Source organism: Yoonia sp. 72, from assembly GCF_034652275.1.
In the GTDB taxonomy this organism is placed as follows: Bacteria; Pseudomonadota; Alphaproteobacteria; order Rhodobacterales; family Rhodobacteraceae; genus Yoonia.
Window position 1 is genome coordinate 549,787 of sequence record NZ_JAXIWG010000002.1, and the last position, 13,743, is coordinate 563,529.

Sequence of the window (13,743 nt, forward strand, 5' to 3'; positions counted from 1 at the left end):
GCTATTCTCCCGGAACGAGGGTTGCGGACGGCATTTTGCGATCCATGATTTTGGCGGCGACAAGGGCCGCAGCGATGAAAAGGCTGGCTTCGAAAAGGAACACGGCACCAAAGGCCTGCGTATCGGTCAGGGACAGGCGCAGGACATCGGCCATGGCCGCGCCCAGCAGCCCGCCGAAACCGGCAGCGATGGCTTGCGCCGCGCCCCACAGTCCCATCCGCGTGCCTTCGCGCCGCTCACGGCCTTGTCCGGCCAGCGCCATCATCGACCCGATGGCGGCGACAGCGAACATGCCGTTGAAGAAACCCAAGGTGACGACAGCAGGCAGGATCGGCGCGCCCGGCCCCACAGGTCCCAGCAGCGTGATGATGGCCAGCGCACCCGCCGACCCCAGACAGCCCGCGACGACCCAGTTGCGCAAGGCCCCGATTTTCAGCCCTGTCGCCATGATGCCCACGGTCAGCATGCCGATGAACACCCCGCCATTCTGCGCACCCGAGAGCGACGTGGTCTGCCCCGGTGTCAGGCCAAAGACCAGACCGGCATAGGGTTCAAGGATCAGCTCCTGCATGAAATAGGCGGTCATCGCCAGAAACACGAACAGCGTGAAATTGCGCGCCTTCGGTTCGGCCCAGACCTCTGCCAGCCCTTCGCGGAAGGGGGTGGGGTCAGGTTCGCGGGTGACTTTCAAGCCCCGCTCGACCCCCCAGACGGCCAGACAGGTCACGGCGATGGCAATCAGGACGACGGCAGCCAAGATCTCGATCAGGCGCAGCGGGGTGTAGGGGTCAATCAGTTTGCCGACGATTCCCGCTGTCATGGCGATCCCGAAGATCATCATCAGCCAGGTGATCGTCGCCGCCGCTGCGCGCCGGTGCGGGGCGGTGGTGGTGGCGAGCAGGGCCAGCAGTGACGTGCCCGACGCGCCGACGCCCACGCCGATCAGCGCATAGGCGGCGATGGATAGGATCATGCCCCACAGAAACGAGGCTTCCAGCACCATCAACCCGACCGTCGCAGCCAAGGCACCAATGCCCAGCGCCACCATCCCGCCGATGATCCAGCGTGTGCGCTGCCCGCCTGCATCGGAGGCATGGCCCCACTTGGGCCGCGACATCTGCACACCATAATGTAGCGCCACCAGCAGGCCGGGGATCACCGCAGGCAGGGCGAGTTCAACGACCATCAGCCTGTTCAGTGTCGAGGTCATCAGCACGACAATCGCGCCCAGCGCCATCTGCACCAGACCCAACCGGAAAATCTGCGCCCATGTCAGCGTCATGCCATCGACCCCAGTGCTGTCGCGGCGATCATCATGCCGCTGATGTAGAACAGGATGCCCATGCCCTGATACCATTGCGCCTTGCCCAAAGGATCGCGCAGCAGCACCCGCATCGCGGCCAGTTGCACGGCCAGCATCGCGACGATGCCCAGCGCATGGAAGGCAAAGCCCCAATAGGCCAGCAACCCGATCACCGCGACCTGCGGCACCGCCATCACCCAGCAGGCGACGCGGGCGGCGCAGTCTGGCCCCAGCGTGACGGGCAAGGATCGCAGGCCCATCGCGCGGTCGCCTTCGACCGCCTTGAAATCGTTCAGCGTCATGATCCCATGCGCGCCCAACCCGTAAAGGACGGCGATCACGATGACGGAAACACTCGGCGCACCTGATGTCAGGATCGCGGCGCCCGTGATCCACGGAAGCGTCTCATAGGCCAGCCCGCAGAGCGCCGGCCCCCAAAGGCCCGATTTCTTGGCGCGTACCGGTTCCGCCGAATAGGCCCATGCCGCGACCACCGCGAGGATCGTCGCGCCAAACACCCAAGGCCCCAAGCTATAGCCAACGGCCAGCCCTAGCGCTGTCATTGCCAGTGCGATCCACAGGCCCCAGCGCCCCGGTATCCGGCCAGACGGAATAGGGCGATCCGGTTCGTTGATCGCATCGACATGCCGGTCACACCAGTCGTTCGCGGCCTGACTCATGCCGCAGACGATAGGTCCAGCCAGCAGGACACCCAACAGGACCAGCGTCCAGTTGCCCGTAAAACCGACGCCAGACGACACCACCCCGCAAAGCAACGCCCACATCGGCGGGAACCATGTCACAGGTTTGATCAGCCGCAACATCGCCTTTGGCTCGGGCCAGCGGCGCAGCGGGTGATTTACCTCGAGATCGGACATAATGCTCATACTGTCAGTTTAGAGTGACATAATGCGACAGAGCAAGTGTAAACTAAAGCTGACAGTGCGCCAATCGGTCGCGTCAAGAGGGGCGCGGCGGTTGCCACAAAACCGCAAACCGATCAAGTCCCCCGTGCCGACCACCGTACGGTGGGTATTTTGACAAGAATTACGGTTTACGATCTTGTCGCATTGCAGCGCCTGCATCCGCGCTGACGGCCTTTCCAACGCGACCCCAAGTGGAACAGTTCCGATGACAGATATCCTTGTCCCGGCCGATCCGGCCGATCTGATCGACCGGATCGTCGGCTTGCAGCTGCGTATCGACACAACGGATGATCCGGTGCTGCAAACCGAACTCCGCCGCAAACATGCGCTGTTGTTACGTCTTGCAGACAGGATCATGCCGCCGGATGACAGGTTGCAGGATCTGGTCCATCAACTGGGTGACGCCCGCCGGGATCTGAGGACATTGGTCATTGATTTGCAGGCCTGCGATTCCCGCAAGGATTATGGCGTCGGCTTTGTGGCTTTGTCACAAGCCATGCTTGCGGCCATCATTTCTGCTGAAGAGGCGCGCGCGGGGATCAACCTTTGCTTTGCACGGCTTGGCGAGGGGCCAGTCGGCGATATGCTGCACGAACCGTGAAGATTTTACGCGTATTGCAACGTTAAGCCTGCTTTCACATTTGCGCGGTTAGACCTCGGGCCAGGTGGCAGAGGTGGCAAGATGGCTAAAGGGGCGAATACGCCGACGATCATCAAACGCAAAAAGGTGATCGCCGGTGGCGGGCATCATGGCGGCGCTTGGAAAGTCGCCTACGCGGACTTTGTGACCGCTATGATGGCGTTTTTCATGCTGATGTGGTTGTTGAACGCGACGACTGAACAGCAACGCAAAGGCATCGCCGACTACTTCGCCCCGACGATTCCGATTAACAGAATATCCGGCGGTGGCAGTGGTGCTTTCGGCGGTGACAGTGTGTTTACCGACGAAACGCTGTCGCAAAGCGGTACCGGCGCGGCGCAACCGACGCTTGGGGCCATGCCCGTCCGCACCGAGGACGAGGCGGCGCAGGATGCGGCCGATGCCGCGCAAGTCGCGGCCCTTCAACAGATAGAGGCAATTCTGATGGGGCAGGGTGGCGAAAGCCTGATCTCGGAACTGGCGTTGCGGCATGTTGTGACCCGTCTTACGGACCAAGGTTTGGTCATCGAGATCTTCGATCTGCCGGACACGCAGCTTTTTACCGACAACACCAGCGATCCGAACCCCGTGATGATGGAGATTGCCGCGCTCCTTGCCCGCCTTTTCGCAAGCGTCAGCAATCCTGTCACCGTGACGGCCCATCTTAGCGCACGGCCGGTTCCATTGCGTGATGATGGCGTCTGGGGCCTGTCGCAGGATCGCGCGACGGCTATGCGTGTGATGTTACAGGATGGTGGGCTTAACCCGTTGCGGATCGTACGGCAGATTGCCGCCGGCGACCGGCAGCCCGCCGTTGCTGACACCACTGCGGCCCGCAACAACAGGCTCGAAGTGATCCTGCTGCGATCAGATATCCGATAGAATATGGTTTGGATTTTAGCCGTTAGGGCGATGTTAAGACGCGGCCCGTATCCCGATAGAAGTGATTGACCCAAGCGTCGGAAAGGCCCCTGAATGAGCATATCCTCCTCCATGAACGCGAGCGTTTCGGGGCTCGCTGCAAACGCGTCCCGGCTTGCGACGATTTCCGACAATATCGCCAATTCATCGACCTTTGGCTATAAACGGGCGGTCACTGATTTTGAATCGATGGTCATTGAAAGCGGGCGGGGAACATATTCGGCAGGTGGCGTGCGCACCAGCGTGACGCGCCTGATCGACGAACGCGGTGCTTTGGTCACGACCTCCAATCCGACCGACCTTGCCGTGCGGGGGCGGGGCCTGTTGCCCGTGACGACCGCCACAGCCGTTGCTGTTGGCAACGGGGAAAACCCGCTTTTGCTGACGACAACGGGGTCGTTCCGCCCCGACGCCCAAGGCTTTCTTGTCAGTCCGGGCGGGCTTGTCCTGCTTGGTGTGCCTGCACTCGCCGATGGAACGATCCCGAACTATCCGCGCGATTCGATCGATGGTCTTGTCCCTGTGCAGATTAACGCAAACCAGTTCGCTGGCGAAGCCACCACCCGGATTAGCGTTGCCGTCAATCTGCCCGCGACCTCTACGCGAGAGGGTGCGCCGGGCGATTCCGAGACGTTATCGGTCGAATACTTCGATAACTTGGGCGCGTCCTCGAACCTGACATTCAACTTCACGCCGACCGTTCCGGCGAACGGTGCATCGAACACCTGGACGATGCAGATCCGCGACAGTGAAAGCGATGTAGATGCCGATGGAATCCCTGATTTGGTCGGCGAATACACACTGGTCTTTGACGCGTCCCGCGGCGGCGGGGGCACATTGGCAAGCGTTTCAAACACCGCTGCCGCCCTTGGCGGGCCATACGACCCCGCGACAGGCAGCCTTACGATTGCCGTCAATGGCGGCCCGATGGAGATTGTGATCGGCGAATTGGGCAGTTCGATCGGCTTGACGCAGTTGTCGGATGCATTCGCGCCGGTGTCGATTTCAAAGAACGGCACTCCGGTGGGAAGCCTGACCTCGATCGAAGTTGACCGCAACGGGTTTGTCCGTGCCTCTTTCGATATCGGGATCAACCGTATCTTGTATCAGATTCCGCTGGTCGATGTTCCCAATGTCAACGGTTTGGAAACGCTTGATCAGCAGAGTTTTCGTGTGACGCCGACCAGCGGAACATTCTTCCTTTGGGACGCAGGCGACGGGCCCACTGGCGACATCGTCAGCTACGCCAGAGAAGAATCAGCCACCGACGTCGCCGGCGAACTGACAGACCTGATCCAGACGCAGCGAGCGTATTCTTCAAACGCGAAGGTGATTCAGACCGTGGACGAAATGCTTCAGGAAACGACGAACATCAAACGCTAATCGTAGGAAGCGATCCCCATGAGCATTTCCAGCGCCCTCAATAATGCCGTGACTGGCCTGACCGCATCCTCAAGATTGGCAGAGGTGGTGTCATCCAACCTCTCCAATGCCCTGACCGAAGGATATGGACGCCGCGACGTGACCCTCTCGGCCGCACAGGTCGGCGGCAAAGGAGGAGGTGTGCGCATCGAAGGGATCACGCGGTTTTCTGATCCGGGCCTGCTTGCCGACCGGCGGCTGGCCGACGCAGCCCTAACGGCAGCGCAGCGCAGCGCGAACGCCCTCGTGCGCCTCGAGACAAGCTTTGGTGGCGTTGATGGCAGCACGGGACTTGCCGCGCGTTACGCAGCTTTCGAGCAGGCCCTGATCAGTGCTAGCAGTGACCCAGCATCGCCCACGCGGCTCACCGCTGCCGTGTCCCGCCTGTCGGACGTCGCAATGACCCTGCAGGCCCAGACTCGCAGCACCCAATCCTTGCGCCAAGAAGCCGATGCCGCAATCAAGAACGACATCGAAAGGCTGAACCGTGGCTTGCAGCAGGTCGCAGATCTGAACAAAGACGTCTTAAGGATCAAGGCTGCAGGCAATGATCCGTCCGGGCTACTTGATGCGCGCCAGCAGATTATTGATGACATTGCGACGATTTTACCTGTGCGCGAAGTGATGCGCGACAACGGTACTGTGGGGCTGATGACGACAAATGGAACGACACTCCTTGATGGGCGGCCGGTTCAGTTTGGGTTCGAACCGACGCCGACGATCACCGCCGACATGACCTTGGCCTCTGGTGCGCTTTCGGGTGTGACTTTGGACAATCAGCCGCTTGATCCGCTGACAGGGATAGGGCGGCTTGGCGGCGGGTCGCTTGGTGCGGCCTTCATCACAAGGGATGTAACATTGGTCGAAACCCAGCAGGGCCTTGACCATATTGCGGCGGATCTGATCTCGCGGTTTCAGGATCCGAATCTTGACCCCACAATTGTTGCGGGTTTGCCCGGCATCCTGACCGATGAAGCAGGCCCTCTTGATCTAGCAGATCTCGTCGGGTTGGCTGGACGCATTGCTGTCGCCGCGTCGATCGATCCTGCCAGAGGTGGCGACCCGAGCCTTTTGCGCGACGGCTTGTATGCTACGCTACCGGGGCCCAGCGGCGATAGCGCACAACTAGATAGATGGCTTAGCGCACTCGTGTCGCCCCGGTCCGACGTTCCGGGCGCAAGTGTGCGATCTGTCGCCGGTCGGATCGCTGATTTTGCTGCCGATATCGGGACGCGGCGGTTGACCGCAGAAGAGGCCGTCAGTTTCTCGGCTGCGAGATGGGACAATCTGCGCGTGGCGGAACTGGCGAACGGTGTCGATACAGACTTTGAATTGCAGGTACTTTTACGGGTCGAACAAGCATATGCCGCGAACGCGAGAGTAATCGAGACTGTCAACCTCATGATGCAACGCCTGATGGAGATCTGAAGATGTCGGTAACCCGTGTCGGTGATATGGCGCAACAGTTCCTGTCTCAGCGTGCTGGCGGGGCGATCAAATCTGATCTGCTTCGCTTGTCCAACAGCCTGTCTTCGGGGCGCGTCGACGACATTCCGCGCCATTTGAATGGCGAGACGGCGCGGTTTACCGGCATTACGCACAAGCTCGCACAGATCGAGGGTTTTCGGCTAGTAGGGCGTGAAACAGGCCAGATGCTGGATGGTATCCAGACAGTGTTGGGGCGGGTAGATTCTGCACGGTCGCAACTGGCGGGCCAGATCCTGCTGGTCAGTGACAGCAGCACTGCCGCACAGGTCGACGACGCTGCGCGCCTTGCGCGGGGTGCATTCGACACAATGGTTAGCGCCTTAAACACCCGGCTGGCAGATCGTGCCATTCTCAGCGGTCGTGATGTGCAGACGACGCCGCTTCTGGCCGCCGACGCGATGATGGCCGATCTTCAGGCGGCTATTGGCGCCGACCGGACGTTTGCAGGGATTGAAGCAGCGGTGACGTCTTGGTTTGACGACCCGCTCGGTGGATTTGCTGTCGCTGGTTATCAAGGCGACACTGGCGCCACGTTGCAGCGCCAGGTTTCGCAGGATCAGCGGATCAATATATCCGCGCGTGCGGACGACCCCGCGATCAGGGCCACGCTCAAGGCTGTCGCCCTCGCGGCGGTGACCAGTGACTTGCCGGGTTTGGGTGACATGGCGAAAATGCGCCTCGTTCAGGCATCTGGGGGGCTCTTGTTCGGAGCTGCGTCGCAAATCGTTGCCATGCAGTCGCGGGTTGGATCGGCACAAGCGGTTCTTGCCGAAACGCAGGCCGAATTGGCGGCGCAAGAGACGGGACTGCAGATGGCTGTCAACGACCTGATCTTGGCCGATCCGTTCGATACAGCCACGCGGCTTCAAAGCGTGCAACTTCAGCTGGAGACGCACTATAGCGTCGTTGGCCGCTTGTCGCAGCTCAGCCTGTTGAGGTTCATTTGATGCGTCAGTTAACTTTCGGTATCGCGATCTTTGCGCTGATAGTGCCGCAAGGACTGTCTGCCTCTCCGATCCGCATCAAGGATCTTGTCGAATTCGACGGGGTCCGATCCAACGATTTGGTGGGCTATGGGCTTGTGGTTGGGCTGAACGGCACTGGCGACGGGCTCCGCAACTCTCCGTTTACAGAGGAAATTCTCAGCAATACGCTGGAACGGCTTGGCGTGAATGTCTCTGGTGAACAGTTTCGGCCAAGGAATGTCGCGGCCGTGCTGGTGACCGCCAGTCTTCCGCCATTTGCGCGCGCGGGCAGCCCCATGGATGTGACGGTCTCGGCAATCGGCGATGCGAATAGCCTGCTGGGTGGCACATTGATCATGACGCCACTGAATGCCGCAGATGGTGACATCTACGCTGTCGCGCAGGGAACCATCATTGCCGGCGGTGCTTCTGCGACAGGCGACGGGGCGGCTGTGATCACCGGTGTCCCGACTTCAGGTGTGATCCCATCTGGCGGCACAATCGAAAAAGAGGTTGCTTTCGACTTCACTGGTTTGACGCGTTTGCGCCTTGCGCTTCGGACACCCGATTTCACAACCGCGGGCCGCATCGAGCAAGCAATCAACCATCATTTCGGCGGTCATGTCGCACTGATGCAGGACGCCGGTACTGTAGAGTTGAATATCGCCGCAACACGGATGTCGTCCCCTGCCCATGTTCTGGGCAGGATCGAGAATATCCTTGTCGAACCTGAACGGCGCGCCCGCGTCGTCGTTGATCAGCGGTCAGGAACCATCGTCATGGGCGAAGACGTCAGGATCAGCCGCGTCGCTGTCAGCCAAGGCAATCTGACGCTGCGCATACAGGAAGCGCCGCTGGTCGTGCAGCCCAATCCTTTTGCCGCAGGGGAGACCGTTGTTGTCCCACGCACCGGGGTCGATCTGCAGCAGGAACCGGGAATCGGGCTTGCAGAGGTTCCGGGCGGTACATCGCTAAGCGAGGTCGTCGCAGGCCTGAACGCACTTGGCGTTGCCCCTCGGGACATGATCGACATCCTGAAAAGCATCAAGGCAAGCGGCGCTTTGCATGCCGAGTTTATTGTTCGCTAGCCACGCAACAAGAACGGGTTCCGGTATCCTGATCAGCTCTGGTCTTGGTATCAATCTGTACCTGAAAGGCCTCCCAGCGATGTGTTGCGGTATGTTTGACGAAATTGGCCTGCATTACAAAAAGGACAGGTGCGGCAGAGCATCATCGTCCAAGCAATCGGGGGCACACCCAAGCCAGTTAAACGCTCAAGTGGCAGTCGATTGATGCTGACGCATGTTCTTATTTGCGCGCGATGTGCCGCGAATGCGTCGCAGCCGTTCCACCCTTACATTGTTTAGCCGTAACTGCGCACAAGGCTGGATGCGATAAGGCCCCACCCGTCTGCGACGACAAAAAAAGCAAGTTTGAATGGCAATGATACAATCGCGGGTGGCACCATCATCATGCCCATCGACATCAGGACTGCCGCAACGACCAAATCGATGATCAGAAAGGGAATGAAGATCAGGAACCCGACCTGAAAGGCACGTTCCATTTCGCTAAGCAGAAATGAGGGAATCAGGATTGATAACGGAGCGTCGATCGGTGCCAAGTTAGGGTCGATATCAGGCCGCAAGGCGGCTAACGTGGCGAAGGTGTCAGCCTCGATCCGGGCGGCCATGAACCGCTCCAACGGGTCCATGGTCCGGAAAAAAGCTTCGTCCACGGGCATGTTATCGTTCATGAGCGGTGCGATGCCGCCTGTCCACGCCTCGACGAAAACGGGTTCCATGACGAAATAGGTCAGAAACAATGCAAGGCTGATAATCAGCATATTCGGTGGCGATTGCTGCAGTCCGATCGCTTGGCGCAAGATAGCGAAGACGGTCACGATAAAGGGAAAGCAAGTCACCATGATCGCGATACCGGGCACAAGGCTTAGCACGGTGATCAGGATGAGCAGCTGCACAGACCGCGTCGCAAGCGACCCGTCATCTCCCAGCGTGATCGCGAAATCCTGCGCGGTGGCCGGTGTGATTGCTGCCAGAACCAATGCGGCGGCCAGACCAAAAACCCGCATGCTAGGCCAGGTTACCAGTGTCGTTCGCCACTTCTGTCAGGCGGACGGCCAATTGACCAGGTTCGCCGCCATCAAGCTCCTGTAGCTCGCCGCGGGCGATCAGCCTGTCCCCGATGTAGAGTTCGACAGGGTCGTCGATCCGCTTGTCGAGGGCGAGCACGGCATTTTCGGCAAGACACAGCAGATCCTTGACCAACGGGCGTGCCTTGCCCACGGAAACCGAAATCTCGATCGGAATGCGGTTGAGCGGGTGATCGTCCGCCGTGATCCGATGGGCCGCGTGTATGTCATCCATTTGCGCTACTCCTGTGATTATCATGATTTATCAGGCCGAGAATCTGTCTGATGTCCGAAAGGCACCGGTCCATGTCGAGATGGGTGTCAACGCCAGCTTGCCCGACCCAAGCGGCATGGGGCGACAGGGTTGGATCGGCGACGATCGTGACGCGGGCAGCGATATCCGCCGTGGCTTGGGCGACAGGGTGCTGCTGGGATGGGTGGACATGGACGACGATCGTCTCGCCTTGATTTGCTGTCTGGTGGTCCACGACAAGGTCCGCGATCTGCCGCGCGATGCCTAGGTCGACACATGAGGGCAGGACAGTTTCAACCAGCGCTTCGATCAGGCCCGTCAGTGATTCCATCACATCCTGCTGCGCCTCGCGATAGGTGAAGGCCATATCCGACAGTGTTTGCACAAGGTCGCTTCTCAACCTGTCCGCTGCCACATTGGCCGCATCAGTGGCGGCAGCAAAACCGGCCTCATAACCGTCTTGATACGCTTCGTTCAGCCCGGGATCAGCCACTGGGGGCATGTCGAAGGACTCAAGGCTGACCACGCCGCCCATCAGTTACGTCCTGCTGGCGCAGGGTCTTCGATCCAGTCTTGCAGGATCTGGATCGTCTCTGGCTGGCGTTCCGCGATCATACGGCGCAGCCGGGTGACCGGGTCATCGCTGATATCCGGCATATCGAAACCGCTGGTCATGAAATCCGCCATTGCGTCGTCGTTCACGGCCATTGCCATCGCCATGGGGGGGGCCGGTTCACTGGTGCCTTCGATCAGGTCCATCTCTCGGGGTGGTGGCAGCAACCGTGATGGCGCAAGGATCGGCCGCACCACAAAAAGCCCGAGGATCAGTGCGACGACCGCAAGCACGCCGATCTGTATCAGCTGCATCATGTCAAGCGGCAGGCCCGCTACTCCGGCCTGGGCCAGTGTCCCCTCGGGCACAATCGGATCGAACCGCATGGATTTCAGCGTGATCACGTCCCCGCGCGCGGTATCGAGCCCGACGGCAGAGGCGACAAGTTCTTGCAATGACGCTAATTCTTCGGCGCTGCGTGCTTCTGTCGTGACAGTGCCATCGGCGCCTGTCGCAGTGACATCGTTGATCAGCACTGCCACTGTCAGCCGACGGATCGCCCCTGGTTGGCGCAGCAACTGACGCTGGGTTTCCGACACCTCGTAATTGGTCAGTGTCCGGCTTTCGCTGTTTTCGTTGCTCGACGCGCCATTGCCGCCTGCGGCGTCCCCGTCCGGCAGGTTCGAGGCAACCGTCACCCCGCTGTTGCGGCTGTCGGTGGACACCCCGTTGCTTTCGGTGATGTCGGTGCTGATGGCGATCCGGCTGTCGGGGTCGACAAGGCGTTCAGTGATCGATTCGGTTTCGGTGACCGTGTCGATCGCCACCTCGACCACGGCGTTGCCAATGCCGACGCGTGCCGCAAGCAGTCGTTCCGCCCGGAGCCGCAGGGCGGCGGCACGGTCTTCGCCCGCTGGTATGCTGTCCTGCCCGTCGCCGTCCGACAAAAGCCCGCCATTATCGTCGATGATGGCGACCCTTTCAGGTGCGAGCCCCGGGACTGCGGCGCCGACCAGAAACTGCAGGGCACGGATATGCGACGCCGAGAGCGTGCCACCACCAGTCGTGACAGTGACCGCTGCAGTAGCGGTCTGTTCGCGGTCGAAAGGCCGGTTTGAAGGCGTGGAGATATGCACCCGCGCAGCGCGGATATTCGGGTTGGCAAGGATCGTGCGCGCCAGTTCGCCTTCCTTGGCGCGCCAGTATGCCGCGTCGAACATCTGCGACGTGGTGCTGAACCCCGACAACTGATCAAGGATTTCATAGCCTTGGCTGCCGGTCGCTGGCAGGCCTTCCCCGGCAAGGCCCATGCGCAGGTTGTCCCGCATCGCGGTGGGCACATAGATGTTGGTGCCACGCACCTCGTAGGCCACGCCGCGCTGGTCCAGTGCCGCGATCACATCGCCTGCCGCGCGTGCCTCCAGCCCACCGTAAAGCAGCCCCATGTCGCGTGTGCCGGCCCCGCGAGCAAGAAAGAGAACGACAACGAACACTGCCACTGTTGCCGCGATCACAAGGATGCGCCGTGGATTGTCGAGGGCCGACCAGACCGAGCCGAGACTTTGCAAAGCGGTTCTCCAACATCAAGGGCATTCTGCCGATGCCCCTGTTTGGACGATGAGCCTTAACAATCGGTTAGGGCTTCTTGGGCTATGACGTTTTTTGTAAAGCCTGAAAGGAACACCCATGACTGCCGCTGCTGACCCCGATAGCGACCGCCCCCGCAAAGCTGGTAAAAAGCCGTTACTCATAGGGGTTGCGCTGGCCGTTCTGGGCGGCGGCGGTGGTTTCTTCGCTGTGCAATCGGGCTTGCTGGCAGGCAATGGCGATATGGCACAATCGTCGAATCAACCTGTTGCGACATCTATGGCGCTGACGGTCGGCTTTGTTGCGCTTGATCCGCTCGTGATCTCGTTGCCTGCGACCAACGGCCGGGATCACCTGCGTTTTTCCGCCCAGCTCGAGGTCCCGCTTGCCCATGTCGCCGAGGTCGAGGCGATCAAGCCGCGAATCGTTGATGTGTTGAACGGTTATCTGCGCGCGGTCGATCTGGCCGAACTTGAAAACCCCGCAGCGTTGGGGCGCATGCGCAGCCAGATGCTGCGCCGCGTACAGGTTGTCGCCGGGGATGGGCGGATCAGCGATCTGCTGATCATGGAATTCGTACTGAGCTGAGGGAGCACGCGAATGGACTTGATTTCAGACATTTTGTTGGTGTCCGGAGCGTTCGGGGCCGGTTTCTATTGTCTGGTGCTCGCGCGCAGACTGCGCCGGTTTACCGACCTTGAAAAGGGCGTTGGCGGTGCGGTGGCTGTCTTGTCCGCGCAGGTGGACGACCTGACCAAGACCCTCAATCGCGCGCAGGTCACGGCGAAAGGGTCGGTTGATACGCTGGCCGACGTCAGCACGCGCGCGGAAGCTGCGGCGCAACGGCTCGAACTGCTGGTCGCATCCATGCATGACCTGCCAGAACCCGCGCGGCAGACACCGGTACAGAACCCTGTATTTGCGCGGCGTGAACCTGTGGTACGAGGGCCGCAATGACTGCATCCGTGTTGCGCCGTCGTCATCGCGGAACCCTGCACATCATCGCGGGGCTATTGCTGCTCTCAGCCGTCTTCCGCGCCGGTCCTTACATTGGACCTGCTTTCGCACAAGAGCCTGCAACGTCTGATTCCGTCCTGTCGGAAGACACGCTGCCGATGATACCTGCCGAAATGCTGGCTGCATTTCAGGCGCGCGAGGCGCGGCTTGCCGAGCGCGAGGGGCAGCTGCGGGACCGTTTGCAAGCATTGCGGGTCGCCGAGATCGAGATCGCCGAAAAACTCGAGGCGATGCGCCGTGCAGAAGAATCGTTGAACGCCACGATTGCGCAGGCTGAAACGGCCTCTTCGACGGATCTTGAATTGCTGCGGTCGGTATACGAGAACATGAAACCCAAGGATGCCGCGGCGCTTTTCGTTGAAATGCCGCCTCCGTTTGCAGCGGGGTTTCTGGGCATGATGCGGCCCGAGGCTTCGGCGTTGATCATGGCCGAATTGCCCCCGGAGGTTGCCTATTCCTTCAGCGTCGTCTTGGCAGGGCGGAACGCGAACGTGCCGACCGACTGAATGGTCAGGGAAC

Annotated in this window: 15 protein-coding genes; 9 read left to right on the plus strand and 6 right to left on the minus strand. The window is 60.5% G+C overall.

Annotated features, from left to right (window positions below; translation table 11 throughout):
• Position 1: 1 nt before the first annotated feature.
• Both VCK47_RS11175 and chlG read right to left on the minus strand, forming a co-directional pair.
• A complete protein-coding gene (locus VCK47_RS11175) occupies positions 2–1,282 on the minus strand; it encodes a BCD family MFS transporter (protein ID WP_322891173.1) in 1,281 nt (426 codons plus the stop codon).
• The gene (gene chlG / locus VCK47_RS11180) at positions 1,279–2,190 is read right to left on the minus strand and encodes a chlorophyll synthase ChlG (RefSeq protein ID WP_322891174.1); all 912 of its coding nucleotides are present in this window, start codon (positions 2,188–2,190) and stop codon (positions 1,279–1,281) included. The genes VCK47_RS11175 and chlG overlap by 4 nt, the downstream gene beginning before the upstream one ends.
• Positions 2,191–2,434: 244 nt before the next feature.
• Between chlG and VCK47_RS11185 the strand changes: the two genes are divergently transcribed.
• From VCK47_RS11185 to VCK47_RS11210, 6 genes are all read left to right on the plus strand, one after another.
• Positions 2,435–2,830 carry a hypothetical protein gene (locus VCK47_RS11185; protein WP_322891175.1) on the plus strand — a complete coding sequence of 132 codons (396 nt, stop codon included), beginning with the start codon at positions 2,435–2,437 and terminating at the stop codon, positions 2,828–2,830.
• A gap of 81 nt (positions 2,831–2,911) precedes the next feature.
• Positions 2,912–3,751: an OmpA/MotB family protein gene (locus VCK47_RS11190; protein ID WP_322891176.1), complete on the plus strand. Its 840-nt coding sequence runs from the start codon at positions 2,912–2,914 to the stop codon at positions 3,749–3,751.
• A gap of 93 nt (positions 3,752–3,844) precedes the next feature.
• A complete protein-coding gene (locus VCK47_RS11195) occupies positions 3,845–5,173 on the plus strand; it encodes a flagellar hook-basal body complex protein (protein WP_322891177.1) in 1,329 nt (442 codons plus the stop codon).
• A gap of 18 nt (positions 5,174–5,191) precedes the next feature.
• Positions 5,192–6,640 carry a flagellar hook-associated protein FlgK gene (gene flgK, locus VCK47_RS11200; RefSeq protein WP_322891178.1) on the plus strand — a complete coding sequence of 483 codons (1,449 nt, stop codon included), beginning with the start codon at positions 5,192–5,194 and terminating at the stop codon, positions 6,638–6,640.
• Positions 6,641–6,642: 2 nt separating this feature from the next.
• Positions 6,643–7,647, plus strand: a complete 1,005-nt coding sequence (locus VCK47_RS11205) for a flagellin (RefSeq protein WP_322891179.1) — start codon at positions 6,643–6,645, stop codon at positions 7,645–7,647.
• Positions 7,647–8,753, plus strand: coding sequence for a flagellar basal body P-ring protein FlgI (locus VCK47_RS11210; protein WP_322891180.1), 1,107 nt, complete (start codon positions 7,647–7,649; stop codon positions 8,751–8,753). The genes VCK47_RS11205 and VCK47_RS11210 overlap by 1 nt, the downstream gene beginning before the upstream one ends.
• Positions 8,754–9,028: 275 nt before the next feature.
• Here VCK47_RS11210 and fliP read toward each other — a convergent pair whose 3' ends face one another.
• Genes fliP through fliF form a run of 4 tightly spaced genes read right to left on the minus strand, consistent with a single transcriptional unit; the run spans position 9,029 to position 12,188 of the window.
• A complete protein-coding gene (gene fliP, locus VCK47_RS11215) occupies positions 9,029–9,754 on the minus strand; it encodes a flagellar type III secretion system pore protein FliP (RefSeq protein WP_322891181.1) in 726 nt (241 codons plus the stop codon).
• A 1-nt stretch (position 9,755) separates the two neighbouring features.
• Positions 9,756–10,049: a FliM/FliN family flagellar motor switch protein gene (locus VCK47_RS11220; protein WP_322891182.1), complete on the minus strand. Its 294-nt coding sequence runs from the start codon at positions 10,047–10,049 to the stop codon at positions 9,756–9,758.
• Positions 10,042–10,602 (minus strand): hypothetical protein, encoded by a 561-nt coding sequence (locus tag VCK47_RS11225; protein WP_322891183.1) that lies wholly within the window; start codon positions 10,600–10,602, stop codon positions 10,042–10,044. Before VCK47_RS11225 ends, VCK47_RS11220 begins: the two co-directional genes overlap by 8 nt.
• Positions 10,602–12,188, minus strand: coding sequence for a flagellar basal-body MS-ring/collar protein FliF (gene fliF, locus VCK47_RS11230; protein WP_322891184.1), 1,587 nt, complete (start codon positions 12,186–12,188; stop codon positions 10,602–10,604). The genes VCK47_RS11225 and fliF overlap by 1 nt, the downstream gene beginning before the upstream one ends.
• A gap of 118 nt (positions 12,189–12,306) precedes the next feature.
• On the opposite strand from fliF, the gene VCK47_RS11235 reads away from it, so the two are divergent.
• Genes VCK47_RS11235 through VCK47_RS11245 form a run of 3 tightly spaced genes read left to right on the plus strand, consistent with a single transcriptional unit; the run spans position 12,307 to position 13,730 of the window.
• On the plus strand, positions 12,307–12,795 hold the full coding sequence (locus tag VCK47_RS11235; protein ID WP_322891185.1) for a flagellar basal body-associated FliL family protein: 489 nt from the start codon (positions 12,307–12,309) through the stop codon (positions 12,793–12,795).
• A 12-nt stretch (positions 12,796–12,807) separates the two neighbouring features.
• The gene (locus tag VCK47_RS11240; protein ID WP_322891186.1) at positions 12,808–13,164 is read left to right on the plus strand and encodes a hypothetical protein; all 357 of its coding nucleotides are present in this window, start codon (positions 12,808–12,810) and stop codon (positions 13,162–13,164) included.
• Positions 13,161–13,730 (plus strand): hypothetical protein, encoded by a 570-nt coding sequence (locus VCK47_RS11245; protein ID WP_322891187.1) that lies wholly within the window; start codon positions 13,161–13,163, stop codon positions 13,728–13,730. Before VCK47_RS11240 ends, VCK47_RS11245 begins: the two co-directional genes overlap by 4 nt.
• The last annotated feature ends 13 nt before the right edge of the window (positions 13,731–13,743 follow it).